Annotated in this window: 21 protein-coding genes and 8 tRNA genes; 15 read left to right on the forward strand and 14 right to left on the reverse strand. The window is 72.6% G+C overall.

Translation table 11 applies throughout. The annotated features are described in order from the left end of the window. Window positions 1–40 precede the first annotated feature (40 nt). Window positions 41–859 (forward strand): TrmH family RNA methyltransferase, encoded by an 819-nt coding sequence (locus ACZ303_RS16635; protein WP_467339472.1) that lies wholly within the window; start codon window positions 41–43, stop codon window positions 857–859. 105 nt (window positions 860–964) lie between these two features. Here the strand turns inward: ACZ303_RS16635 and ACZ303_RS16640 are convergent, their stop codons facing one another. After that, window positions 965–2,362 (reverse strand): serine/threonine-protein kinase, encoded by a 1,398-nt coding sequence (locus ACZ303_RS16640; protein WP_467339655.1) that lies wholly within the window; start codon window positions 2,360–2,362, stop codon window positions 965–967. Between the two features lie 611 nt (window positions 2,363–2,973). On the opposite strand from ACZ303_RS16640, the gene ACZ303_RS16645 reads away from it, so the two are divergent. Further along, on the forward strand, window positions 2,974–3,180 hold the full coding sequence (locus ACZ303_RS16645) for a hypothetical protein (protein ID WP_467339474.1): 207 nt from the start codon (window positions 2,974–2,976) through the stop codon (window positions 3,178–3,180). 231 nt (window positions 3,181–3,411) lie between these two features. Here ACZ303_RS16645 and ACZ303_RS16650 read toward each other — a convergent pair. The 6 genes from ACZ303_RS16650 to ACZ303_RS16675 all read right to left on the reverse strand — a co-directional run bounded on the left by ACZ303_RS16650 (window position 3,412) and on the right by ACZ303_RS16675 (window position 3,939). Beyond that, a tRNA-Val gene (locus tag ACZ303_RS16650) sits at window positions 3,412–3,483 on the reverse strand. Between the two features lie 23 nt (window positions 3,484–3,506). Continuing rightward, a tRNA-Val gene (locus ACZ303_RS16655) sits at window positions 3,507–3,578 on the reverse strand. An 11-nt stretch (window positions 3,579–3,589) separates the two neighbouring features. Beyond that, window positions 3,590–3,661, reverse strand: a tRNA-Val gene (locus ACZ303_RS16660). Window positions 3,662–3,684: 23 nt separating this feature from the next. Further along, window positions 3,685–3,756 (reverse strand) — tRNA-Val (locus ACZ303_RS16665). Window position 3,757: 1 nt separating this feature from the next. Continuing rightward, window positions 3,758–3,831 (reverse strand) — tRNA-Cys (locus ACZ303_RS16670). Window positions 3,832–3,866: 35 nt separating this feature from the next. Then, a tRNA-Gly gene (locus tag ACZ303_RS16675) sits at window positions 3,867–3,939 on the reverse strand. 163 nt (window positions 3,940–4,102) lie between these two features. Here ACZ303_RS16675 and ACZ303_RS16680 point away from each other — a divergent pair. The 3 genes from ACZ303_RS16680 to ACZ303_RS16690 are packed head-to-tail and all read left to right on the forward strand — an operon-like array spanning window position 4,103 to window position 6,859. Next, complete coding sequence (locus tag ACZ303_RS16680) at window positions 4,103–5,164, forward strand: chorismate-binding protein (RefSeq protein WP_467339657.1); 1,062 nt, start codon at window positions 4,103–4,105, stop codon at window positions 5,162–5,164. After that, the gene (locus ACZ303_RS16685; RefSeq protein WP_467339476.1) at window positions 5,161–5,982 is read left to right on the forward strand and encodes an aminotransferase class IV; all 822 of its coding nucleotides are present in this window, start codon (window positions 5,161–5,163) and stop codon (window positions 5,980–5,982) included. Before ACZ303_RS16680 ends, ACZ303_RS16685 begins: the two co-directional genes overlap by 4 nt. 40 nt (window positions 5,983–6,022) lie before the next feature. Beyond that, window positions 6,023–6,859, forward strand: coding sequence for a GNAT family N-acetyltransferase (locus ACZ303_RS16690; protein ID WP_467339477.1), 837 nt, complete (start codon window positions 6,023–6,025; stop codon window positions 6,857–6,859). On the opposite strand, the gene ACZ303_RS16695 is transcribed toward ACZ303_RS16690, so the two are convergent. Further along, window positions 6,856–7,377: a DsbA family protein gene (locus ACZ303_RS16695; RefSeq protein WP_467339479.1), complete on the reverse strand. Its 522-nt coding sequence runs from the start codon at window positions 7,375–7,377 to the stop codon at window positions 6,856–6,858. The two genes, ACZ303_RS16690 and ACZ303_RS16695, sit on opposite strands and share 4 nt — an antisense overlap. 224 nt (window positions 7,378–7,601) lie before the next feature. On the opposite strand from ACZ303_RS16695, the gene ACZ303_RS16700 reads away from it, so the two are divergent. Further along, window positions 7,602–8,045 (forward strand): hypothetical protein, encoded by a 444-nt coding sequence (locus tag ACZ303_RS16700; RefSeq protein ID WP_467339481.1) that lies wholly within the window; start codon window positions 7,602–7,604, stop codon window positions 8,043–8,045. 152 nt (window positions 8,046–8,197) lie between these two features. On the opposite strand, the gene ACZ303_RS16705 is transcribed toward ACZ303_RS16700, so the two are convergent. Both ACZ303_RS16705 and ACZ303_RS16710 read right to left on the reverse strand, forming a co-directional pair. Further along, window positions 8,198–8,773, reverse strand: a complete 576-nt coding sequence (locus ACZ303_RS16705; protein WP_467339483.1) for a CGNR zinc finger domain-containing protein — start codon at window positions 8,771–8,773, stop codon at window positions 8,198–8,200. 202 nt (window positions 8,774–8,975) lie between these two features. After that, window positions 8,976–9,389, reverse strand: a complete 414-nt coding sequence (locus tag ACZ303_RS16710) for an SsgA family sporulation/cell division regulator (RefSeq protein ID WP_003959770.1) — start codon at window positions 9,387–9,389, stop codon at window positions 8,976–8,978. A gap of 192 nt (window positions 9,390–9,581) precedes the next feature. Here ACZ303_RS16710 and ACZ303_RS16715 point away from each other — a divergent pair, with 192 nt between their 5' ends. From ACZ303_RS16715 to ACZ303_RS16725, 3 genes are all read left to right on the forward strand, one after another. Beyond that, the gene (locus ACZ303_RS16715) at window positions 9,582–10,049 is read left to right on the forward strand and encodes a TIGR02611 family protein (protein ID WP_467339485.1); all 468 of its coding nucleotides are present in this window, start codon (window positions 9,582–9,584) and stop codon (window positions 10,047–10,049) included. Window positions 10,050–10,108: 59 nt separating this feature from the next. After that, window positions 10,109–10,180: transfer RNA gene (locus tag ACZ303_RS16720), tRNA-Val, on the forward strand. Between the two features lie 195 nt (window positions 10,181–10,375). After that, window positions 10,376–10,447, forward strand: a tRNA-Val gene (locus ACZ303_RS16725). A gap of 49 nt (window positions 10,448–10,496) precedes the next feature. Here ACZ303_RS16725 and ACZ303_RS16730 read toward each other — a convergent pair. After that, on the reverse strand, window positions 10,497–11,219 hold the full coding sequence (locus tag ACZ303_RS16730) for an exonuclease domain-containing protein (protein ID WP_467339487.1): 723 nt from the start codon (window positions 11,217–11,219) through the stop codon (window positions 10,497–10,499). A 167-nt stretch (window positions 11,220–11,386) separates the two neighbouring features. On the opposite strand from ACZ303_RS16730, the gene ACZ303_RS16735 reads away from it, so the two are divergent. From ACZ303_RS16735 to ACZ303_RS16760, 6 genes are all read left to right on the forward strand, one after another. Next, window positions 11,387–11,992 (forward strand): DUF4365 domain-containing protein, encoded by a 606-nt coding sequence (locus ACZ303_RS16735; RefSeq protein WP_467339489.1) that lies wholly within the window; start codon window positions 11,387–11,389, stop codon window positions 11,990–11,992. Next, the gene (locus ACZ303_RS16740) at window positions 11,992–13,221 is read left to right on the forward strand and encodes a hypothetical protein (protein WP_467339491.1); all 1,230 of its coding nucleotides are present in this window, start codon (window positions 11,992–11,994) and stop codon (window positions 13,219–13,221) included. Before ACZ303_RS16735 ends, ACZ303_RS16740 begins: the two co-directional genes overlap by 1 nt. A 98-nt stretch (window positions 13,222–13,319) precedes the next feature. After that, on the forward strand, window positions 13,320–15,299 hold the full coding sequence (gene thrS, locus ACZ303_RS16745; protein WP_467339493.1) for a threonine--tRNA ligase: 1,980 nt from the start codon (window positions 13,320–13,322) through the stop codon (window positions 15,297–15,299). Window positions 15,300–15,381: 82 nt separating this feature from the next. Then, a complete protein-coding gene (locus tag ACZ303_RS16750; protein ID WP_467339495.1) occupies window positions 15,382–15,942 on the forward strand; it encodes an HIT family protein in 561 nt (186 codons plus the stop codon). Between the two features lie 93 nt (window positions 15,943–16,035). Next, entirely contained in the window at window positions 16,036–16,857 is an 822-nt protein-coding gene (locus ACZ303_RS16755) for a polysaccharide deacetylase family protein (RefSeq protein ID WP_467339497.1), read from the forward strand. Beyond that, the gene (locus tag ACZ303_RS16760) at window positions 16,854–18,116 is read left to right on the forward strand and encodes a YVTN family beta-propeller repeat protein (protein ID WP_467339499.1); all 1,263 of its coding nucleotides are present in this window, start codon (window positions 16,854–16,856) and stop codon (window positions 18,114–18,116) included. The genes ACZ303_RS16755 and ACZ303_RS16760 overlap by 4 nt, the downstream gene beginning before the upstream one ends. A 21-nt stretch (window positions 18,117–18,137) precedes the next feature. Here ACZ303_RS16760 and ACZ303_RS16765 read toward each other — a convergent pair whose 3' ends face one another. The 3 genes from ACZ303_RS16765 to ACZ303_RS16775 all read right to left on the reverse strand — a co-directional run bounded on the left by ACZ303_RS16765 (window position 18,138) and on the right by ACZ303_RS16775 (window position 23,485). Then, window positions 18,138–19,853: a hypothetical protein gene (locus ACZ303_RS16765; protein WP_467339501.1), complete on the reverse strand. Its 1,716-nt coding sequence runs from the start codon at window positions 19,851–19,853 to the stop codon at window positions 18,138–18,140. A 106-nt stretch (window positions 19,854–19,959) separates the two neighbouring features. Continuing rightward, the gene (locus ACZ303_RS16770) at window positions 19,960–22,164 is read right to left on the reverse strand and encodes an elongation factor G-like protein EF-G2 (RefSeq protein WP_467339503.1); all 2,205 of its coding nucleotides are present in this window, start codon (window positions 22,162–22,164) and stop codon (window positions 19,960–19,962) included. A 109-nt stretch (window positions 22,165–22,273) separates the two neighbouring features. Then, entirely contained in the window at window positions 22,274–23,485 is a 1,212-nt protein-coding gene (locus ACZ303_RS16775; protein WP_467339505.1) for a sensor histidine kinase, read from the reverse strand. Window positions 23,486–23,595: the final 110 nt, after the last annotated feature.

Below are 23,595 nucleotides of genomic sequence, written 5' to 3' on the forward strand. Positions count from 1 at the left end.
AGTACCAGCACGTCGACAGCACCACCCACGAGGACATGGCATGGCCGAGCTCATCACCATCGACGACCCCGCCGATCCGCGCCTGCGCGACTACACCGGCCTGACCGACGTCGAACTGCGGCGCCGCCGCGAACCGGCCGAGGGCCTCTTCATCGCCGAGGGGGAGAAGGTCATCCGGCGCGCCCGCGAGGCCGGGTACGCGATGCGGTCCATGCTGCTGACGGCCAAGTGGGTCGACGTCATGCGCGACGTCATCGACGAGGCCGAGGCGCCCGTCTACGCCGTCACCCCCGAACTCGCCGAGCGGGTCACGGGTTACCACGTCCACCGGGGCGCCCTCGCCTCCATGGAGCGCAAACCGCTCCCGGACGCCGGCGAACTGCTGGGCGGCGCGCGGCGCGTCGCGGTGCTGGAGAGCCTGGTCGACCACACCAACATCGGCGCCATCTTCAGAAGCGCGGCAGCCCTCGGCATGGACGCCGTGCTGCTCTCACCGGACTGCGCGGACCCGCTCTACCGGCGGTCGGTGAAGGTGTCGATGGGCGCCGTCTTCTCCGTGCCGTACGCCCGCCTGGAGACCTGGCCCCGCGACCTGGAGACCGTCCGCGAGGCGGGCTTCCGGGTCCTCGCCCTCACCCCGGCCGAGCAGGCGCTCTCGCTCGACGACGTCGCCCCGCACCGGCTGGACCGGGTCGCGCTCATGCTCGGCGCCGAGGGCGAGGGACTGTCCGCGCGGGCGCTGCGGGCGGCCGACGACTGGGTGCGCATCCCGATGGCCCACGGCGTGGACTCCCTCAACGTCGGAGCGGCGGCCGCGGTGGCGTTCTACGCGGTGACGACGGGCCGCCCTCAGGCTTGAGCCCGGGTGCCCGGCGCCACCGCCCGGGGCGTCGCCAGCCTGAGCGTCATCTGCCCGCAGGTCACGACCTTGCGTGGCAGGCCTGAGGATCATCCACCCCCAGAGTCACGCCCTTGCGTCGCCGCCCCGACCATCATCCGCCCCCAGGTCACGACCCCGAGCGTCACCGCCCCGCGCGTCACCGGTCCCCAGGCCATCCCCCTGGACGTCAGCGTCCAGGGCGCGAGCGTCCCCGCCCTGCGACAGCACCAAGGGCGTACGCGGCACCTCGCCCATGCTGTGCGCCGGGCCCTGGCAGCCCTGTGCCACCGCGATGCCCAGCGCGACCAGCACCGTCACCACCACGAAGACGGTCACCCGCTGCCGCAGCAGCCGCCGGTCCGGCCCCGGACGCCGCGCACCCGGACCCGTACGGGGACCGGGACGCGAGCCGCCACGGGAGGCGCCCGACCGCCGCGCGCCGGCCGGGCCGGCGAGGCCACCCGCGCCGCGCTGGGCGGGCGGCCGGGCCGGGCCGGCGGAGCGGCCGGCGTCGGCGGGCCGGGACGGCGCGTGCGGGCGCGGCGCCGGGGCCTGGAGCGTGCGCCGCTCGGTGTGCTGCTCCTCGTAATCCGCGGCCCGCTGCCCGGACGGGCGCTCCGGCTCCCGGCGCGGCGACGGTTGCCTGCCGTCCGGCAGGCCGTGCGCCTCGCGGGCCGCGATCTCCTTCAGGCGCAGCGACAGCTGAAGCGTGCTCGGCCGCTCCTCGGGATCCTTGGCCAGACAGGCGTGCACCAGCGGCGCCAACGCGTCGGGTACGGCCATGAGCTGGGGTTCCTCGTGCACGACGCGGTAGAGCATGACCTCCGAACTCCCCTGGCCGAAGGGCGAGTCCGCCATGGAGGCGTACGCGAGGGTCGCGCCGAGCGCGAAGACGTCCGTCGCGGGCGTCACCGCGGCGCCGCGCACCTGTTCGGGCGCGAGGAAGCCGGGGGAGCCGACCGCCGTGCCGACGTGCGTCAGCGTGCTCGCGCCGGTGGCCCAGGCGATGCCGAAGTCGATGATCCGGGGGCCCTTGGGCGACAGCAGGATGTTCGACGGCTTGAGGTCGCGGTGCACGACCCCCGCGTCGTGCACCGCGAGGAGCCCCTCGGCCAACGCCGCGCCGATGGAGGCGGTCTGAGCCGCCGACAGCGGCCCGTCCTCGTTCACCTTGTCGTGCAGGGAGGGCCCGGGTACGTACTGCGTCGCGAACCACGGCCGGTCCGCGTCGAGGTCGGCGGCCACCAGCCGCGCCGTACAGCCGCCGCGGATCCGCCGGGCGGCCGAGACCTCACGCGCGAACCTCGAGCGGAACTCCTGGTCCTCGGCCAGGTCCGGCCGGATCACCTTCAGTGCCACCCGCTGCCCGCGCCGATCCGAGCCGAGGTACACCACGCCCATGCCGCCCGCGCCGAGCCGGCGGTGAAGCCGGAACGAGCCGACGACACGCGGGTCCTCGCGCCGGAGCCGCATCATCGCCATCTTCATCCCCGCTGCCCGGTCCGTCTGACGGGGCCCAGCTTACGGATTGACGGGCGGGCGCGCTGATAGGCCGCGCATGCGTCGGCGACCGGTTTACCCGCGCCCGCCCGGATCCGCGACGGGCGGGCGGGGGCGGCGCGTTGCCGGCGGCCCGCCGAGGGGCGGGTGGCCAAGAGGCCGCAGGGGGAGGGGGATTGGGGGATCGGGGCACGACGGGAGGCAGAGGAGAAGAGGTACGGAAGAGGCGGGTGGGGCGTACGAAGCGGTGGGGGAGGGGGCCGTGGCGATGGGGATGATCTTGACCGGAGGAGGTGTGACGGAAGTGAGCGAAGTCACCCGGTCCGGTGGGGGTGAGGGCTTGCGGGGCGACCCCTCCGGGAAGTCCCCGGGGTCGGGGCGATCCATCTCCAACCAGAGGAGTAGCCGCCCGGCGCCCGCTCATCCTCCGGGAGGCCCGGCAACGGTACGCGGGCATGACGACCGGCCCGGTGCCCCGCGCCTAATGTTGAGGACGAGCGGCGGGCGTAGCACTCGTCCCCCGAGGTCAGACGCCCGTCGCTCCTACGCGCAACGACAGGGCGGGACAGGGACCGGCAGGACAGGAGAAGGCGATGGCGGACACCGCGGGACGCACGGTCACCCGGGCACGCGGCCTCAAGGCGGCGGCCGCCTTCGGCACCCGTCCGTCCGGCACCCGTCATCCGCTGGTCGCCGCGGCCATGGTGCTGCCCCTCGCCGCGCTCATGGCCGTGGCCTTCGGCGGCTGGGACGCCGTCGTCATCCAAGCGTCGTCCGTGGCCGGAATGCTGGGGCGCTGAGGCGCCTCAGGCCCGGGAGAGCGGCCCGGGCCGGGGACAACCCGGCTGATCAACCCCGTGGGGACGGGGGCACGGCGGACGGCACGACGAGCCGGGTACCTGGGGAGGTACCCGGCCGTCGCGTATCCGCACCCGTCCGAGGACGACGACAACGGCCGAGGGCAGCGATCAAGGACAACGACAACGACCGAGGGCCGGAGCTCAAGTGCTCCGGCCCTCGGCCGATTCGTGTGCGCGATACTGGGATTGAACCAGTGACCTCTTCCGTGTCAGGGAAGCGCTCTCCCGCTGAGCTAATCGCGCGGGAAGGTCCGCGAGGACCTCGGTGGACGATACTGGGATTGAACCAGTGACCTCTTCCGTGTCAGGGAAGCGCTCTCCCGCTGAGCTAATCGTCCATGGTGCGACGTGCGCGATACTGGGATTGAACCAGTGACCTCTTCCGTGTCAGGGAAGCGCTCTCCCGCTGAGCTAATCGCGCGGGAAGGTCCGTGAAGACCTCGGTGGACGATACTGGGATTGAACCAGTGACCTCTTCCGTGTCAGGGAAGCGCTCTCCCGCTGAGCTAATCGTCCTTGGAGGTGGAGACGGGATTTGAACCCGTGTAGACGGCTTTGCAGGCCGTTGCCTCGCCTCTCGGCCACTCCACCAGGAGTGCGGGGGACGGGAAGATCCCCCAACATCGAGCGGACGACGAGACTCGAACTCGCGACATCCACCTTGGCAAGGTGGTGCTCTACCAACTGAGCTACGTCCGCAGTGTCCGCCCGGTCCGCTTGCGCGTCCCGGCGACGTGTTGAACTCTAGCGGATTCCAGCGCCAGCTCAAATTCCGTTTCCGCAGCGTGCTGCGCTGATTGTCCGCCCGGGTCGCCCCGCGCGGCCCCGCCATAGACTCATTGACGTGCACAGCTCTCCCCCGATGCTCCCTCCGATGGCCCGCTTCGGTGGCCTCCTCGCCACTGACCTGCGCGATGTCACCCGTGACCCGGCAGCCCTGGACTCCACGGGCTGGTGGGCCGTGGTCGCCGACTTCGAGGGCGACCTGCTGTGCGCCCGCTTCGGGGACGTACGCCCCGCACCCGCCCCCGCGGCCGTCCCCGGCCAGTGGCGCGGCCCCGCCCGCGAGGACTGGACCAGCTCCCTGGACCGCGCCGCCTACACCGCGGGCGTACGGCGCATACGCGAGCACATAGCGGCCGGCGAGGTCTACCAGGCCAACCTCTGCCGCGTCCTCGGCGCGCCCCTGCCCGACCCCGCCGACTCCGCGCCCGCGGACATCGACGCCCTGGCCGCCCTGCTGGCCCGCGGCAACCCCGCCCCGTACGCCGGCACCGTACGGCTGCCCGCGCACGGCGTGGAGGTCGCCACCGCCTCGCCCGAGCTCTATCTGCGCCGCACCGGCCGCACGGTCGAGTCCGGGCCGATCAAGGGCACCGGCCGCACCGCCGAGGACCTGCTGGAGAAGGACCACGCCGAGAACGTGATGATCGTGGACCTGGTCCGCAACGACCTCGGGCGTGTCTGCGCCACCGGATCCGTGACCGTCCCCGCACTCTGCGCGATCGAGCCGCACCCGGGCCTGGTCCACCTCGTCTCCACCGTGCGCGGCGAGATCGCCGAGGGCGCCGGATGGGCCGAGCTGTTCGCCGCCACCTTCCCGCCCGGATCCGTCACCGGCGCGCCCAAGGCCAGCGCCCTGGAGATCATCCGCGCCCTGGAGCCCGCCGCCCGCGGCCCCTACTGCGGCGGCGTCGGCTGGGTCGACGCCGACCGCGGCACCGGCGAACTGGCGGTCGGCATCCGCACCTTCTGGATCGACCGGACCACCGGCCCCCGGCCCGTCCTGCGCTTCGGCACCGGCGCCGGCATCACCTGGGGCTCCGACCCGGAGCGCGAGTGGGCCGAGACGGAGCTGAAGGCTTCCCGGCTGCTCGCGATAGCGTCGGAGACCCATCAGCCGCTCGGAGGGACGAAACGGTGACGATCTGGCTCAACGGTTCGCTGCGCGACCCCCACAGCGCCCAGGTATCGGTCTTCGACCACGGCCTGACGGTCGGCGACGGCGTCTTCGAGACCCTCAAGGCCGAGCACGGCCGCGCCTTCGCCCTGACCCGCCACCTCACCAGGCTGACGGCCTCCGCCCGCGGCCTCGGCCTGCCCGACCCCGACCTCGACGAGGTCCGCCGGGCCTGCGCGGCGGTCCTGGACGCCGACCCCATGCCCTTCGGCCGGCTGCGGATCACCTACACCGGCGGGCTCTCCCCGCTCGGCTCCGACCGCGGCGACGGCGGCCCCACCCTGGTCGTGGCCCTCGCCGCGACCGACCGGCGCCCGGACACCACGACCGCGATCACCGTGCCCTGGACCCGCAACGAACGCGGCGCGCTCGCCGGGCTGAAGTCCACCTCCTACGGGGAGAACGTCGTCGCCCTCGCGCGGGCCCGGGAGCGGGGCGCCACCGAGGCGCTGTTCGCCAACACCGCGGGCGCCCTCTGCGAGGGCACCGGCTCCAACGTCTTCGTCGTCCTCGACGGTGAGCTCCACACCCCGCCGCTGGCCTCCGGCTGCCTCGCCGGCGTCACCCGCGCCCTGGTCGTGGAGTGGACCGGCGCCAAGGAGACCGAGCTGCCGATGGACGCCCTCGACCGCGCCGAGGAGATCTTCCTGACCTCCACCCTGCGCGACGTCCAGGCGGTCCGCCTCGTCGACGACCGCGAACTGCCGGGCGCCCCCGGCCCGGTGACCCTCAAGGCCATGCGGATCTTCGACGAGCGGGCGGCCGCGGACATCGATCCGTAAAGGCCGTGACGCGGGGCCGCCGGGCAGGTACAAAACGAACGTGACCACCACCCTGCGCCCCACCGCACCCGAACAGCGCACCCCCGACGGCGGCCGGTCCCGCTCGTACGAGGTCTGCGTCAACAGCCGGCCCGTCGGCCGCACGGACCTGGCCACGGACCGGCGCTTCGGCCCCCGCGTGGGCCGGATCGTCCGGCTCGGCATAGACCCGCGCGACCGCCACCGCGGCCGCGGCACGGTCGCCGCGCTCGCCGCCGAGGAGGTGCTGCGGGGCTGGGGCTGCGAACGGGTCGAGGTGTCCGTCGACGCGGCCGCCGAGGTGGCGCTGGGACTCGCCGGCGCCCTCGGGTACGTCGAGCGCAACCGCCACATGGCCAAGCCGCTGACCACCGCCCCCCGGCTGCCCGAGGGCTCCGAGGGGCGGCCGATGACCGAGGCGGAGTTCGGCCCCTGGCAGGAGCGGGGCAGGGAGGTCTACGCGCGGACCTGGATCGACCGGGGCGTCCCCGCCGCGCAGGCTTACGCCAAGGCCGACGCCGACCACCGCGAGACGCTCGCCGAGGGCCTGGCCACACCCGGCACGTTCCTGGGCGTCCTGACCCACCACGGCACGGCGGTGGGCACCCTGTGGGTCGCGCTGCGCGCGGCCGCCCCCGACGGGCCGGGCGCGTACGTCTACGACGTCCGGGTCGACGACGAGCACCGGGGCCGGGGGCACGGCCGGTCACTGATGCTGCTGGCCGAGGACCGGGCGCTGGCGGCCGGCTCGGGCCGGATCGCCCTCAACGTCTTCGCCGACAACACCCCGGCGCTACGGCTGTACGAGTCGCTGGGCTACCGCCCCACCCGGTTCCACCTGCACAAGGCGCTGCTCTAACCGTCCCGGCCCAGCAGCCGGTCCACGATCGCCTCGACGCGCTCGCGCAGCCCCTCCTGGCTCTTGCCGCCGTCCAGCCGCTCGCCGTCGATCACATAGGTCGGGGTGCCCGTCACCCCGATCGCCTTGCCCTCCGCCTGGTCCGCGTCGACGATCAGCAGGTGCCGGCCGTCGATCAGCGCGGTGTCCACCTCCTCGGCGTCCAGCCCGAGCTCGCCGGCCACCTCCACGAGCAGCTTCTCGCCCCGGGCGGCCAGCTCCTCGACCCGGCCCAGCACCGCCTCGGCGTACGGCCACCCCTGCCCCTGCTCAGCCGCCTCCTCGGCGGCCTGGGCGGCCGCGTAGGCGTGCTTGTGCTTCTCCAGCGGGAAGTGGCGCAGCCGGATCTCCAGCCGGTCGCCGTAGCGGGCGCGCAGGGCGCGCAGGTCGTCGAGGGCGCCGCGGCAGTCGGGGCACTGCAGCTCGCACCAGACATCGAGGACGGGACGGGCGGTGGCGCCGGTGTGGGAGTCGCTCATGGGGCCAGTCTCGCAGTCCGTACGCCCCGGAGCCGTACCGGTCCCGCCCGGCGCATCCTCCCCCAGGCCCCGCCCGCCCCGCGCCCGGCTCGGCCCTGGGGAGGAGCGGCCCCCGAGATGACCCGGAGATCTCCCGGAGCCCGCGTCCGTTCCTGGCTGGAGAGGCGCCGGCCGGTGCAGGATGGAAGGCGGAGCCAGGAAACGCGAGGAGCGAGGAGGAGCGGATGCTGATCTCGACCATCTGCACGGCGGTGTCCGCGGCCGGTCTGGGCATAGCGGCGCTGACGGCCTACCGCAGGCGGTTCCTCGCCGCGACGCGCACGGCCGCCTACGCGCTCGTACCCCTCGGACTGGTCATGACGGGGATCATCGACTGGGTCACCGACGTCGTCCTCAAGCCCACCGTCTGGGCCGGATTCGGCGTGCTCGCGCTCTCCGCCCTGCTGTTCATGGCGAGCCGGGTCGTCGAGCGCCGCCGGCTCGGCGGCGGCCGCGAGGAGCGCCCCGCCGCCGCGAGCGCGGGGCGTGATGCCGTGGCCCCGGCCGGCTCCGCTCCGTCACTGGGACCGGGCCGCACCGAGGCCGCTCCCCGGCCCAAGGGCAAGAAATCGGGCGGCGGCGAGGACTTCTCCGATATCGAGGCAATTCTCAAGAAGCACGGAATATAAACGGAATCTCCGGGCGCGGAGCGAGCTGTCGCGTCGTCAGATTTTCCGATGCCGCCCGGAAGCGCCGGTGAAGTGGCGGAATCAGGTCGTTCCCGACGTTCTCGATGCGAATTCCCGTATAGGTATCGGCCGGACACCGCCTCCGCGTCCGCTCAGCCGACGGTTCCCTTGCGCCGCGCCCGGTACGCGGCGACATGCAGCCGGTTCCCGCAGGTGCGGCCGTCGCAGTAGCGGCGCGAGCGGTTGCGGGAGAGGTCCACGAAGGCCCGCCCGCAGTCCGGCGCCTCGCAGCGCCGCAGCCGCTCCCGCTCGCCCGCCACGACGAGGAACGCCAGCGCCATCCCGCCGTCCGCCGCCAGGTGCTCGGCGACGGAGGCGCCGGGCGCGAAGTAGTGGATGTGCCAGTCGTAGCCGTCGTGGTCCGTCAGCCGGGGCGTCGTGCCGGCCTCGGCGACCATGGCGTTCAGCAGCTCGGCGGCCGCGGCCGTGTCCTCGGCCGCGAACACCCGGGCGAACCGGTCCCGCACGGCCCGGACGGCCGCCACGTCCCGCTCCCGGAGAACGGCGGCGCCGCTGATGTCATTGCGCTCGACGTAGCGGCGCAGCGCCGCCAGGTCGGCGAGGCCCTCGCGGGCCCCTCCGACGGAGCCCGCCGGCGCCTCGGCCGAGGTGTTCACGAGATCGACGACGGCGTCGAGCGCGCACCGGGTGTCGTGGTTGATCAGCACGGTTCGTTCGCTCCCTGGCCGGCTGGGGTAGGGCGGCATGTGTTCGATCGGGAGGTCGACTCTAGCGCTTCGGCAACGCGACGGCGCCGTCGCCCGCGAGGATCCGCGGGGACGGCGCCGAAGGTCGTCGTGCCCTGTGCGAGGGACGCGCGCCCGACCCCCCGAGTGGGCGGGCGCGCCTGGTGTCAGCTACCGGCCGGCCTCAGCTCTCCGCCAGGATGTGCGAGAGCTCGGTATCCAGGTCGAAGTGACGGTGCTCGGTGCCGGGCGGCACCGCGGCGTCGGTCCGCTTCAGGAACGACTCCAGGGCTCGCGCCGGAGCCTCCAGCAGGGCCTCGCCCTCGGGAGAGCTCAACGCGATGCACACGACGCCCTGACCGTGGCTGCGGGACGGCCAGACACGGACGTCGCCGGTGCCGGTGGGCCGGTGCAGACCCTCGGCCAGCAGATCTCTGGCGAAGACCCACTCGACCGTCTCTTCGGCTCCGGTATGGAAGGTGGCGTGCACGGCATACGGATCGGCCGTGTCGTACCGCAGGCCTGCGGGCACAGGCAGTGAGGATTCGCTCGACACGACGAGGCGCAAGTGCAGCTCGCAGCTGACCGTGGTGTTCATAAGCGCCAGGGCCTTTCGCTCAGTGTGCGCTCGGGGATTCGCACGTCGGCGAAATCGACATGCCACCTACGGTGCCGTTGTAAACCCCTCTGACCGTTTTGAGGCTCTTCGGATACCTCGTACGGCGCAGTCGTCCGCCCGCCAATACCGCCATTCCGGTGAGTTCCGGTTCGGTCCGGTACGTTGGGGCGTATGAATGCGGAGAGTGACGAGCGGCGGCCGGACGCGACGGCGGCCACGAACGGGGACGGCGCCGGGGCCGGCGGGGACGGCACCCAGGGGTCGGAGCCCGCCCTCGGGTCGCGGGCGCCGCACTTCATCAAGCGCTCCCGGCCGCTGCACCTCAGCTGGCAGGTCGGGGTCTTCGTCGTCGGCCTCGCCGTCGTGGTCGCCGGCGTCATCATGCTGCCCCTGCCCGGCCCCGGCTGGCTGGTGATCTTCGGCGGCATGGCGATCTGGGCGACCGAGTTCGTCTGGGCCCAGCTCGTGCTGCGCTGGACCAAGCGCAAGGTCACCGCGGCGGCCCAGCGCGCCCTGGACCCCGCGGTCCGCCGGCGCAACATCATCCTCACCACGATCGGGCTGGTGATCATCGCCGTGCTGGTGGGCGTCTATGTGGCGAAGTACGGCATGACCATGCCGTGGCACGCTCACCGCTGAGAACCGCCCGGCATGGTTCTGGACACCGTCTGACATGCGGTAATGTTTGCGGTGCGCCCGGGCGATTAGCTCAGCGGGAGAGCGCTTCGTTCACACCGAAGAGGTCACTGGTTCGATCCCAGTATCGCCCACAGCGGACCGAGGGTCCGTGAGGTTCACACCTCACGGACCCTCGGTCCTTTTGTGTGCCTCCACGCGCCTCGGGGCACCCCGCCGCCCGGCGTCGCCGCCCCGGCCGCCGGCCGGCGCGAAGGAGATTTGATGGAGAGCCGCCGCGGCCTGTATTGTTCAGTCCGTTCCCGGGGGCGGCCCCGAGGACGAAACCCGGGCGATTAGCTCAGTGGGAGAGCGCTTCGTTCACACCGAAGAGGTCACTGGTTCGAACCCAGTATCGCCCACCCCGGTCAAGGCCGGTCCGCCAACAGACGGACCGGCCTTGCGCGTTGTTCAGGCGGCCGCGGGCAGCGACGGCCGCAGCGGCCACGCCGGATCGCACCGCTCCTCCGAGCCGTTCCGCGTGAACCACGCCTGCAGACCCCGCGCCTGCGCCGCGTGCCACACCGCCTGCCGGGCGTGCAGCTCGGCCGGGCTCAGCCGCTCCAGCCGCTCCGCGAAGCGGCGCCCCACCGCCCGTACGACCTCCATCGACGCCAGCGCGTCCGAGGCCGCGTCATGCGCGCCCGTCAGCTCCACCCCGTACTGCGCGCACAGGTCGGTCAGGGTGCGCCGGCCCTTGCGATAGCGGTCCAGGTGCTTGTCGAGCACCCACGGGTCCAGCACGCACAGCGCCGCACCCCCCAGATACGCCGCCAGCGTCGACGCCCGGTGCCGCCGCAACTCCCGGTCCAGCAGCGTCAGATCGAACGGCGCGTTCATCACCACCAGCGGGGTGTTCCGCGCCGCGTGCCCGGCCAGCGACCGCGCCACCTCCTCCATCACCGGCGCGGGCCACCGCCCGTTCCGCTGGAGATGCCCGTCCGTGAGGCCGTGTATCGCCGTCGCCCCCGACGGAACCGGGATCCCCGGATCCACCAGCCAACTCGTCACGATCGGGTGCGCCCCCGACTCCGACTGCACCACGACGGCCGCCGACACGATCCGGTCGCGCTCGACATCGACCCCCGTGGTCTCGGTGTCGAAGGCGGCGAGTGGCCCCTCGAACCAGCACATCGTCCAACTCCTCGCGCTCGCCTGCCCATTGGCGTGAATCCGCCCTCCCCGCGAGGTGATACCCGGCTACGCCGTGGCGCGAACCGTCCTTGTTTGCAGTGGAGTTGCAAAGGAGACAACACAGATGTACGGACCGACGGTCCGATGACGCCCGGAGGGATTCGGACATGGCGTTCCCACGCCCCGAACCGAGCGGGCTGCTGCAAGGACGGACCCCCTCCCCCCGCGGCGCGCTCGCCACCACCGCCTGCATGGAGACGCTCCAGGTCGGCTATCTGCACGCCGTCGCGGCCGCGGCCGGCTGTTCCCTGGCCCAGCCCTTCCCCGACTACGGCATCGACTGGCACGTCAGCCACACCGCCCCCGGCCACACCATCGACGACGAGGTCACCATCAAGGTGCAGCTCAAGAGCACCTACCAGCTCGGCCCCCGCACACCGGGACCCGACCGGGCCGCTTCGGCGTCCGTACCGCCCTCCGCCCCGGCCTTCTCCTTCACCCTCGACAACGACCACCTGATCAAACTGGCCCGCACCCCCGTCTCGGTCCACAAGATCCTCGTCGTGATGATCGTGCCCCGCGCCCGCGACGACTGGCTGCGCGCCGATCACGACGGCCTCGAACTGCGGCACTGCTGCTACTGGACCAACCTCGCCGGCCACCCGGTGACGGGCCGGCGCAGGACTACTGTGCGGATCCCGACCACACGCGTCTTCGACGACCGCGCGCTCTGCGAGATCATGACGCGGGTCGGGACGGGAGGGAGACCCTGATGCACCGGCCACCGCAAGAGCCCACGGAGCGCATAGGCCCCGCACGACCCGCCAGCCCCGGACCCGGCGACCGACCCGCCCCCGTGGAGTGCCCCGACCCGCACATCCTCGGCGCCCTGCTCGCCCGTCACGGCTGGCGACGGCGCGGCGGAACCCCCGGCGCCTACAGCCGCTGGACCCCGCCCGACGGCGGCGGCACCAGCCTGCTGCTCCCCGAGAGCCGCGCCTTCCCCGACAGCGCCGACCTGCTCACCGAGGCGCTCACCGCCCTGGAACGCAGCGCCGCGCCCTCCGCCCGCGACGTCCTGCTGTCGCTGCGCGTGCCGGGCGACGAGATCCACTGGTGGCGCGAGGTCCCCGAACCCACCGTCCCGGCCGCCGCCTGGGCCGCGCAGGAACGGCTGCGCACCGGGGCACGCGCGATGCTCCTGGCCGCCGCGCTCGCCGCGCACGGGCCGGCGGGCTACCACGGCGCCCGGCACCGCCGCCGCGCCGAGGCGGCCCTCGACCGGCTGCTCGTCGGCCCCGCCCCGGGCGGCCGGGAGCTGACCGTCTTCCTGCCGGTGGGGGAGGGCGGGGGCGAAGGCGCCAGGCCGGTCACCACCGCGCTGCTGCGCGCCCTGTACGCCGCCCGCGACGCCACGGACCTCCAGCGGGCCACGGGGAGCCGCGAGGCGTTCGAGTCGGCCGTCGAGGTCGGGGTCTGCCATGAGCTGACCGAGGCGGTCGGCACGCTCGTACGCGGCTCGGCGGGCGTCCGGATCGCCCTGCACTGGTCCCCGGCCGCCGGCCCGCCCGAGGGCTTCGCCGCCCACCCCGAGCCGGTGGAGTTCTCGCCCGGCGACCTCCCCGCCCTGCGCGAGGCCGGCGCCCGGTACGTACGGAACGAGCCCTCGGTGCCGGTGCGGCTCACGGGTGCCGTGGTGCGGATGCGGCGTGACGATCCGGCCGGGACCGGGGTGGTGCGGCTGCGGGTCCTCGACGGGGCGGAGGTGGCTCAGGTGCGGGTCGCCCTCGGCGAGGACGACTACCGCGTCGCCGGCCACGCGCACCTGGTGGGCGTGCCGGTCCGGGTGAGCGGCCGCCTGGAGAGCCGGGGCGGATTCCGCCGCCTGACCGACGCCGCGGACCTCACGCCCGTACCGGTCGACGACGCCGAACGGGACCGGCTGCTGAAGTCGCTCCACGAGAACCTGGACTTCTTCGAGGGGGCCCGCGAGGGCGACTAGGGGCGCTCGGGTAAACCGTTTCGCGACCAGGGGTCCGGGCTCGGTACGATTCAGGCGCGCAGCGTCCGCTGTCGCGACCCTTGAGTCAGGAGAGACCGGTGTCAGACGTCCGTGTGATCATCCATCGCGATTCCGAGCGGGAAGAGCGCGTGGTGACGACGGGCACTACGGCCGCCGATCTCTTCGCCGGTGAGCGCACCATCGTCGCCGCGCGTGTCGCGGGCGAGCTGAAGGACCTGGCGTACGTCGTCGCCGACGGCGAGGAGGTCGAACCCGTCGAGATCTCCTCGAAGGACGGCCTGGACATCCTGCGCCACTCGACCGCGCACGTCATGGCGCAGGCCGTGCAGGAGCTCTTCCCCGAGGCCAAGCTGGGCATCGGCCCGCCGGTCAAGGACGGCTTCTACTACGACTTCGACGTCGAGAAGCCCTTCCACCCCGATGACCTCAAGGCCATCGAAAAGCGCATGCAGGAGATCCAGAAGCGGGGCCAGAAGTTCTCCCGCCGTGTGGTCACCGACGAGGCCGCCCGCGAGGAGCTCGCGGACGAGCCGTACAAGCTGGAGCTGATCGGCCTCAAGGGCTCCGCCTCGCACGACGACGGCGCGGACGTCGAGGTGGGCGCGGGCGAGCTCACCATCTACGACAACCTGGACGCGAAGACCGGCGAGCTGTGCTGGAAGGACCTCTGCCGCGGTCCGCACCTGCCCACCACCCGGTTCATCCCGGCGTTCAAGCTCATGCGGAACGCCTCGGCGTACTGGCGGGGCAGCGAGAAGAACCCGCAGCTCCAGCGCATCTACGGCACCGCCTGGCCGACCAAGGACGAGCTGAAGGCGCACCTGGAGTTCCTGGCCGAGGCCGAGAAGCGCGATCACCGCAAGCTGGGTGCCGAGCTCGACCTCTTCTCCTTCCCCGACGAGCTGGGCCCCGGCCTCGCGGTGTTCCACCCCAAGGGCGGCATCATCCGCAAGGAGATGGAGAACTACTCGCGCAAGCGGCACGAGGTCTCCGGCTACGAGTTCGTGAACACCCCGCACATCTCGAAGGAGCACCTCTTCGAGACCTCCGGGCACCTTCCGCACTACGCGGAGGGCATGTTCCCGCCCATCGAGTTCGACGGGCAGAACTACCGCCTCAAGGCCATGAACTGCCCGATGCACAACCTGATCTTCAAGTCGCGCGGGCGTTCGTACCGTGAGCTGCCGCTGCGGCTGTTCGAGTTCGGCACGGTGTACCGGTACGAGAAGTCCGGCGTCGTCCACGGCCTGACCCGCTCGCGCGGCTTCACCCAGGACGACTCGCACATCTACTGCACCAAGGAGCAGATGCCGGAGGAGCTCGACACCCTCCTCACCTTCGTGCTCGACCTGCTGCGCGACTACGGCCTGAACGACTTCGAGCTGGAGCTCTCCACCCGCGACCCCGAGTCGGACAAGTTCATCGGCTCCGACGAGGACTGGGCGGAGGCCACCGAGGCGCTGCGCCTGGCGGCCGAGAAGCAGGGGCTGCCCCTGGTCCCGGACCCGGGCGGCGCCGCGTACTACGGCCCGAAGATCTCCGTGCAGGCCAGGGACGCGATCGGCCGCTCCTGGCAGATGTCGACGATCCAGGTCGACTTCAACCAGCCCAAGCGGTTCGGCCTGGAGTACACGGCGGCGGACGGCTCGCGCCAGCAGCCGGTCATGATCCACCGTGCGCTCTTCGGCAGCATCGAGCGGTTCTTCGGCGTGCTGCTGGAGCACTACGCGGGCGCGTTCCCGGCGTGGCTGGCCCCGGTCCAGGCGGTCGGCATCCCGATCGGTGACGCCCACGTCGAGTACCTGCGGAAGTTCGCCGACGAGGCGAAGGAGAAGGGGCTGCGGGTCGAGGTCGACGCCTCCTCGGACCGGATGCAGAAGAAGATCCGGAACCATCAGAAGATGAAGACCCCGTTCATGATCATCGTCGGTGACGAGGACATGGCCGCGGGTACGGTCTCCTTCCGCTACCGGGACGGGTCGCAGGAGAACGGCATCCCGCGCGAGGAGGCGATCGCCAAGATCGCCGACGTGGTGGAGCGCCGCGTCCAGGTGTGACGCGCTTCCCGCGCTCGCGGTGACAGGAGGGGGCGGCCCATCGGGCCGCCCCCTCCTGGCGTTCGCGCCCCCGCCGGGGAATATGCTGGCCCGCATGACGAGTGAGCCGGAGCAGCAGTTCGGAGTGGGGGCGCCGGATGCCTTCCAGCGCCTGTGGACGCCCCACCGGATGGCGTACATCCAGGGTGAGAACAAGCCCACCGGGCCGGGGGCCGACGACGGCTGCCCGTTCTGCTCCATTCCCGCCAAGAGCGACGAGGACGGGCTGATCATCGCCCGGGGCGAGCACGTCTACGCCGTGCTCAACCTCTACCCCTACAACGGCGGCCACTGCATGATCGTCCCCTTCCGGCACGTCGCCGACTACACCGACCTGGACGAGGCGGAGACCGTCGAGCTCGCCGAGTTCACCAAGCGGGGGATGCGGGCGCTCCGTACCGCTTCCGGCGCGCACGGGTTCAACGTGGGGATGAACCAGGGCGTGGCCGCCGGCGCCGGCATCGCCGCTCACCTGCATCAGCACATCGTTCCGCGCTGGGGCGGCGACACCAATTTCATGCCGGTCGTCGGCCACACCAAGGTGCTGCCCCAACTGCTCGCGGACACCCGCAAGATGCTCGCGGACGTCTGGCCCACCGAGTAGGGGCCTGTCACCCGCCCGGCCGACGGGGACACGCGCCGGGTAAAAAAGGGCGAATCTCCCAAAGTCTTAATAAAGAGAAGTTCTAATGGTGCGGTGACTTTCCTTCACCGCCGCACCGTGCTGCGCGCGGCCGCGGGCAGCGCCCTCACGGGGGCGGCCGCGGCCGGCTGCGGCGGGCGCGACGACGCCGGCCCCCGGGCCGCCGACCCGTCCGTACGGCCGACCGCGCCCCCGGCGTCGGCCGCCCGGTCCGCCTCGCCCGCGCGGCCCGGTCCGTCCGCGTCGCGCACCCCGCCGGCGCTGCCCGCGGGGCTGCCCCCGCAGATCGAGCACGGCCCCCGCACCGGCCGTGCCGTGGCGCTCACCTTCCACGGCCAGGGCGACCCCAAGTCCGCCACCGCGTTGCTGGCCGAGGCCGAGCGGGCCGGGGCGCGGGTGACCGTGCTGGCCGTCGGCGAGTGGCTCGACGCCCAGCCGGAGATGGCGCGCCGGATCCTCGACCACGGCCACGAGCTGGGCAATCACACGATGCGCCACCTCGACATGGCGCGGATGACGCCGGCCGTCGCCGCCGCGGAGATCACCCAGTGCGCGGACCGGCTGCGCAAGCTGACGGGTGGCATCGGCCGCTGGTTCCGGCCGTCGCGGACGCGGCTCGCCACCGAGCGGGTGGTCCGGGCCGCCCGCGAGGCCGGATATCCGCACGTCCTCTCGTACGACGTGGACTCCCTCGACTTCACCGACCCGGGCGCGGAGGCGATCCGGCGTACCGTGCTGGGGGCGGTGCGGCCCGGGTCGGTCGTGAGTCTGCACTTCGGGCACGCCGGCACGGTCGCCGCGCTGCCCGCGATCCTCGACGGCCTGCACCGGCGCGGTCTGCGCGCGGTGACGACAACGGAGCTGCTGACCCGATGATCCAGTCCTCGTACGACCGACAGCCCGACCCCCAGGACGTGCGGCGGCCCGCCCCGCGACTCCGGCGCCCTGCCCACCGGTCGCGGCTGCGCAAGGCCCGCTGGGCGCTGCTGTTCGCCGTCGCCGGCGCCCTGCTGGCCACCGGTTGCGGCGGCGGGGACTCCAGCGACGAGGCGGCGGACGCCCACCCGCGCCAGGCCAACCCGCGCAAGGAGCCGGAAGCGCCGGCGGGGCTGCCGGGGATGCCACCGCTGCTCGATCCGAACGACCTGTACGCGGCGGACCGGCCGAACGCGCTGTCACCGGTGGTCAAGGGGTTCCCGTCGCGGGTGTACGTGCCCAACACGGAGTCGAACACGGTCAGTGTCATCGACCCGAGGACGTACAAGGTCGTCGAGACCATCCCGGTGGGCGAGCAGCCGCAGCACGTGGTGCCGTCGTGGGACCTGAAGACGCTGTGGGTCAACAACGACCGGGGACACACCCTCACGCCCATCGATCCGGCCACCGGCAAGGCGGGCAAGACCGTCGACGTCCACGATCCGTACAACCTCTACTTCACGCCCGACGGGAAGTACGCGGTGGTGATGGCGTCCATGGACCGGGAGCTGGTCTTCCGGGACGCGCACACGATGAAGCGGAAGAAGACGGAGCCGGTGTCGTGCCGCGGGGTCAATCACGCGGACTTCTCGCCGGACGGGAAGTACTTCATCGTCTCCTGTGAGTTCTCCGGGGAGCTGCTGAAGGTCGACACGGCGAAGATGAAGGTCATCGGTCAGCAGAAGCTGCCGTTCGAGGGCGCGATGCCGCAGGACGTGAAGATCTCCTCCGACGGCCGGACCTGGTACATCGCCGACATGATGGCCGACGGGGTCTGGGTGCTGGACGGCGACAAGTTCACCGAGCCGAAGCTGATGCCGACCGGCAAGGGCGCGCACGGGCTGTACGTCAGCCGGGACTCCAAGTCGCTGTACATCTCCAACCGGGGCGAGGGCTCGGTCTCGGTGCTGGACCTGCCGACGCGCAAGCTGGTGAAGAAGTGGGAGCTGCCGGACGGTGGCAGCCCGGACATGGGCGGGGTGTCGGCGGACGGCAAGGAGCTGTGGCTGTCGGGGCGTTACGACGCGGAGGTCTATGTGATCGACACCCGGGACGGGCACCAGATCGCGAAGATCCCGGTGGGCGCGGGGCCGCACGGGCTCGCGGTCTACCCGCAGCCGGGCCGGTACTCGCTGGGCCACACCGGGATCTTCCGGTGAGGCCCAGCGGGTGACGGTGGGTCAGGCGTTGTAGACGTCGGCCTGGCGGGGCTGCGGGTCCTGGATGGCGCCGCTGAGGTTCATGGCGCGTCCGGCGAAGCGCTCGGTGTTCACGCCGTTCTCCGCGAGGACGCGCAGCGCCGCCTCGTGCACCACCCGCAGCACGGGGGTGGTGGCGCGCAGCGCGTCGTCGGCCATGAAGCGGTGCCGCCAGGGCTTGTCGGCCCAGGCGTGCCGCAGGCCGAAGGGCTCGGGCAGGACGAGCTTGCCGCCCCAGTACTCCAGCAGTGGGGGGTACCAGGTGAGCGGTGCGCGGGCGGCGAGCCGGACGACCTCCTTGGGCGGCACGACCGACAGCTTGCGCGTGCGGGTCTCCCAGAACTTGACGGTCTTGGCGACCGTCTTGGTGCGGGCGGCGGGCTTGCCCATGAAGAGGCCGTGCACGGGGCCGAGGGCGTGGCCGGTGACCTCGATGCGCAGGGTCTTGTGCAGGACGGTGACGGTGATCAGCAGGGTGATGACCAGCTGGCCGTCCCAGAGGACGAACTGCACGCCGAGGTAGTGCCGGCTGCCGGCGCCGAACTGCTGCTCGTTGCAGATCTTCTGGAGCTCCGCGCCCCGTATCTGGTAGCCGTCGGTGCCTTCGGGGCGGGAGACGGCGCCGGCGCCCTCGCCGACGGGGGAGACCACCCAGTGTTCGACGGAGGGGGTGGGGAAGCCGCCGGTGTGCACCGGGCTGCGCTCCAGCAGCCGCAGCTGGTCGTGGATGGCCCGGATGACGTCCCAGCTGCGGAAGGGGTTGATCTCCTTCTCGGGGTCGGAGGGGACGAGCTCCTCGGCGAGCTGCCAGCTGCCCCAGCGGGTGCCCATGCCGAGGATGCCCTTGGGACCGGCGTAGAAGGCGACGTTGCTGTGCTGTTCGGCGGCGAGCCGCTCCAGGGACTGGCGCAGCCGTTCGGCGGCGGTCTCGCCGGGGTTCTTGGGCACGGCCTCGGGGATCTTGGCGCCGATGCCGCCACCGGAGAGCAGGCCCGTCCAGCGGTCGCGGAGATCCTTGGCGGTGCGCTCGCACTCGACCTTGGCCCAGACGCCGCCGATGAGGGGGGCGATGATCATGGCGCGGAGATAGAAGCCCCAGAAGCCGTGGAAGGGCATCTTCACCAGGAAGATGACGGCGAAGACGGCGAGGGCCGCGAGGAGGGCCATGCCGAGGGCGCCGGTTCGTTTGTTCTGGGCGCCCGCGAGGGTGCGGCGGAGCTGGAAGGAGCCGAGCCACAGCAGCACGCCGGGGAGGAAGAGCAGCCCGAAGACGAGCATGATGACGGTGAGCCGGGCGTCGCGCTGCTTGCGGATGCGGCTGGCCGCCAGACAGTGCTCGACGACGGGCTGCGGGTCGAGGCCGAAGGACTGGATCAGCGGCTTGCGGCCGGCGCCGAGGACCCGCAGCTGCACGGCGCGGGAGAACGCCTCGCCCAGGTTGGGTTCGAAGAGCGAGATACGGGGTGGCTTGACCTCGGAGGTGGCCCAGTCGGAATTGGCCTTGAGGAGCCCGTCCACCGGTCCGTCGCGATAGGCGGCCGAGGCGAGTGCCTGGGTCGCCGCCGTCTGTCCGGAGGAGCCCGAGAGCGGGATCTGTGCACCCGGGCTGAAGTCGAACGCGTCCCCTGCTGCCACTGCTGCCCCCAATGCGCCGCATGCCCATCCCGCGGCCTGCCTGACGACGACCGCCCGCGCCATACGTGTTGGTCCGCGGCTCCAGCGTATCGGCGTGGGGTGCCGGCTGTCGCAGGAGATCGCAAAGCCGCCCGCCTCGGATGAGTTGAGGCGGGCGGCTTGTGAACTATCAGCCGTTATCGGCGAGTTCGCGGACGCGGTCGGCGACCTGAGGGGGCATCGGTTCGTGGCGCGCGTAGGACCGGCTGAAGCGCCCGGTGCCGTGGGAGAGGGAGCGCAGGTCGATGGCGTAGCGGCCGATCTCGATCTCCGGGACCTCCGCGCGTACGAGCGTCCGGCCGGGACCGGACTGCTCGGTGCCCAGCACCCGGCCGCGCCGCCCCGACAGATCGCTCATCACCGGGCCGACGTAGTCGTCGGAGACCAGGATCCGCATCTCCGTGACGGGTTCGAGGAGGTGGATGCGGGCCTCGGCGGCGGCCTCGCGCAGGGCGAGGGCGCCCGCCGTCTGGAAGGCGGCGTCGGAGGAGTCGACCGAGTGCGCCTTGCCGTCCAGGAGCGTCACCCGCACGTCGACCAGCGGATAGCCGGCGGCGACGCCGCGGGCCGCCTGGGCCCGTACGCCCTTCTCGACGGAGGGGATGAACTGGCGGGGGACCGCGCCGCCGACGACCTTGTCCACGAACTCGATGCCGGAGCCGCCGGGCAGCGGCTCGACCTCGATCTCGCAGATGGCGAACTGCCCGTGGCCGCCGGACTGCTTGACGTGCCGGCCGCGGCCGGCCGCCTTCGAACCGAAGGTCTCGCGCAGCGACACCTTGTGCGGCACCACGTCGACCCGTACGCCGTACCGGGAGCGCAGCCGCTCCAGGGCCACCTCGCGGTGCGCCTCGCCCAGGCACCACAGCACCACCTGGTGGGTGTGCGGGTTCTGCTCCAGGCGCATGGTCGGATCCTCGGCCACGAGCCGGGACAGGCCCTGGGAGAGCTTGTCCTCGTCGGCCTTGCTGTGCGCCTGGATGGCGACGGGCAGCAGGGGGTCGGGCATCTGCCAGGGCTCCATCAGCAGTGGATCGCCCTTGGCGGAGAGGGTGTCGCCCGTCTCGGCGCGGCCGAGCTTGGCGACGCAGGCGATGTCCCCGGCGATGGCCTGGTTGAGCTGGCGCTGGTGCTTGCCGAAGGGGGAGGAGAGGGCGCCGACGCGCTCGTCGACGTCGTGGCTCTCGTGCCCGCGGTCCTCCAGGCCGTGCCCGGAGACATGGACGGTCTCGTCGGGGCGCAGGGTGCCGGAGAAGACGCGTACGAGCGAGATCCGGCCGACGTAGGGGTCGGAGGAGGTTTTGATCACTTCGGCGGCCAGCGGACCCGAGGGGTCGCAGGCCAGGCGTGGCCGGGCTCGGCCGTCGGGGGTGGTGACGGCGGGGGCCTCGCGCTCGGCCGGGCCGGGGAAGCCGCCGGTGATCAGCTCCAGGAGTTCGACGGTGCCCAGCCCCTGCCGGGCGCCCTCGGCGGCGGGGGCGGCGGCGAGCACGGGGTGGAAGCTGCCGTGCGCCACGGCCTGTTCCAGGTCCTCGATGAGGGTCTTGACGTCCATCTCCTCGCCGCCGAGATAGCGGTCCATGAGGGTCTCGTCCTCGCTCTCGGCGATGATCCCCTCGATGAGCCGGGCGCGGGCCTCCTCGATCACCGGGAGCTGCTCGGCCCCCGGCGCGGTCTCGGAGCGTTCGCCGGAGGAGTAGTCGAAGACGCGCTGCGAGAGCAGGCCGATGAGGCCGGCGACCGGGCGGTGCCCGTCGGGCCCCTCGGGGCCGTGCAGCGGCAGATACAGCGGCAGCACGCTGTCGGGGGAGTCGCCGCCGAAGGCGGCGCGGCAGGTCTCCGTCATCTCCTGGAAGTCCGCGCGGGCTGCCTCCAGATGGGTGATGACGATCGCCCGCGGCATCCCGACGGCCGCGCACTCCTCCCACACCACGCGGGTCGCCCCGGCGATGCCCTCGGTGCCCTCCGCCGCCGAGACGACGAAAAGGGCCGCGTCCGCCGCTCGCAGACCGGCCCTGAGCTCGCCGACGAAATCGGCGTAGCCGGGTGTGTCCAACAGATTGATCTTCATCCCCGCCCATTCGACAGGGACCAGGGACAGCTGGACCGAGCGCTGCTGGCGGTGCTCGATCTCGTCGTAGTCGGAGATCGCGGCGCCGTCCTCCACCCGGCCGGCCCGGTTGACCGCGCCGGTGGCCAGCGCCAGCGCCTCCACCAGGGTCGTCTTCCCGGCTCCGCTGTGGCCGACCAGCACCACATTGCGTACGTGGCTCGGCCGGTCGGCCGTCACTGCCCTGCCCGCGGCCCCTGGGTTCATGCCCGTCTTCTCGCCCATGTGTCTCGCCTCCCGGTCGACACGTGCGGTACTTCGAGCTTTCCACCGCCGTCACGCTGCGTCCATACATCGAACACAGAGGCGTATACCGGTGGCGGTACGGGTGGGGCTAGCCGGGCGGTGTGCTCCGGGCCCCCAGGACCGGCAGCACCGCCGCGACGAGCCAGCCCCCGTCCGGTCCGGGCCGGGCGCTCAGCTCGCCGCCCACTGCCTCGACGCGCTCGCGCAGGCCGACCAGGCCGAAGCCGCCGCGGCCTCCGGCGGGCGAGCCGGCGCGCTCGCCGGGCGGCCCGTTCCCCACCTCCACCAGCAGTCCTTCCGTTCCCGCCGGCTCCGTGCGGGTGTCGAGCCGGACCGTGACGGCGGGGGCGCCGGGCGCGTGGCGGCGGACGTTGGTCAGCGCCTCCTGCACCACGCGGTGCACGGAGGTCTCCACCTCGGGCGCGAGCCGGGCCCGGCGGGCGGCCGGGGTGATCTCCAGGGTGACGGGCGGGCCGCCGGACCGGCCGAACTCCGCCGTCAGGGTGGTCAGCGCGGCCGGCAGCTCGCCGGGCCGCACCGAGCGGCCCTCCTCCTCGCGCAGGACCCGCACCAGGCGGCGCATCGAGTCCAGCGTCTCCGTCCCGGCCTGCTCGATCGAGCGCAGCAGCGGGTCCACCTTCTCCGGCGCCCGCTCGCGGACCGTACGGGCGGCGCGGGCCTGGATGACGATCCCGGTGACGTGGTGGGCGACGAAGTCGTGCAGATCGCGGGCGAGTTCCAGCCGTTCTCCCTGGCGTACGGCGGCGACCGCGCGGGTGCGGCGGCCGTCGAGCACCCGCAGATAGCTGCCGAGGCCGAGGGCGGCGCCGCACAGGAAGGTCAGCAGGAAGGAGGCGAAGAACGCCTCGAAGTCCTCGAACAGGCGCAACGGCATCGCGATGACCGCCGCCGCCAGGGCCGCGCAGAGCGTGATCAGCAGCGGTGGCGGCCCGGCCTCGCGGGCGGTGTGGGCGAGCAGCAGCAGGAAGCAGACGGCCTCGACCACGCCGAAGCCGTAGGTGCCCGCGCCGGGCCGGCTCAGGGCGTAGGTCAGCGCTCCCGAGCCCACGGCCGCGATCGCCGCCCGCCATTCGAGGGTGAGACGGGGGAGCGGGAGGAGCAGGAGGGCGGCCGCGAGCGGGCCGGACACGGCGGGCAGCCAGACCAGGCGCTGGCCGGGCAGGCCGTGGGCGGACTCCGCCGAGAACAGGTCGAGCAGCCAGAGCGCCCCCAGTCCGGCGCAGACCGAGCAGGTGATCAGCCGACGGGTGCGACGGGGGAGCGGAGCATGATCTTCCACATCTCGCAGGCTACGGAAAGCCGGAGCCGAAAGGGGGCAGGAGCCGCAGCGAGTGGTGCGTGCGCGGCGGCCCCCGGCCGCCTGGCTACGATGGGCCAGCCGGTGGCCTC

The organism is Streptomyces sp. NPDC023527, from assembly GCF_055560115.1.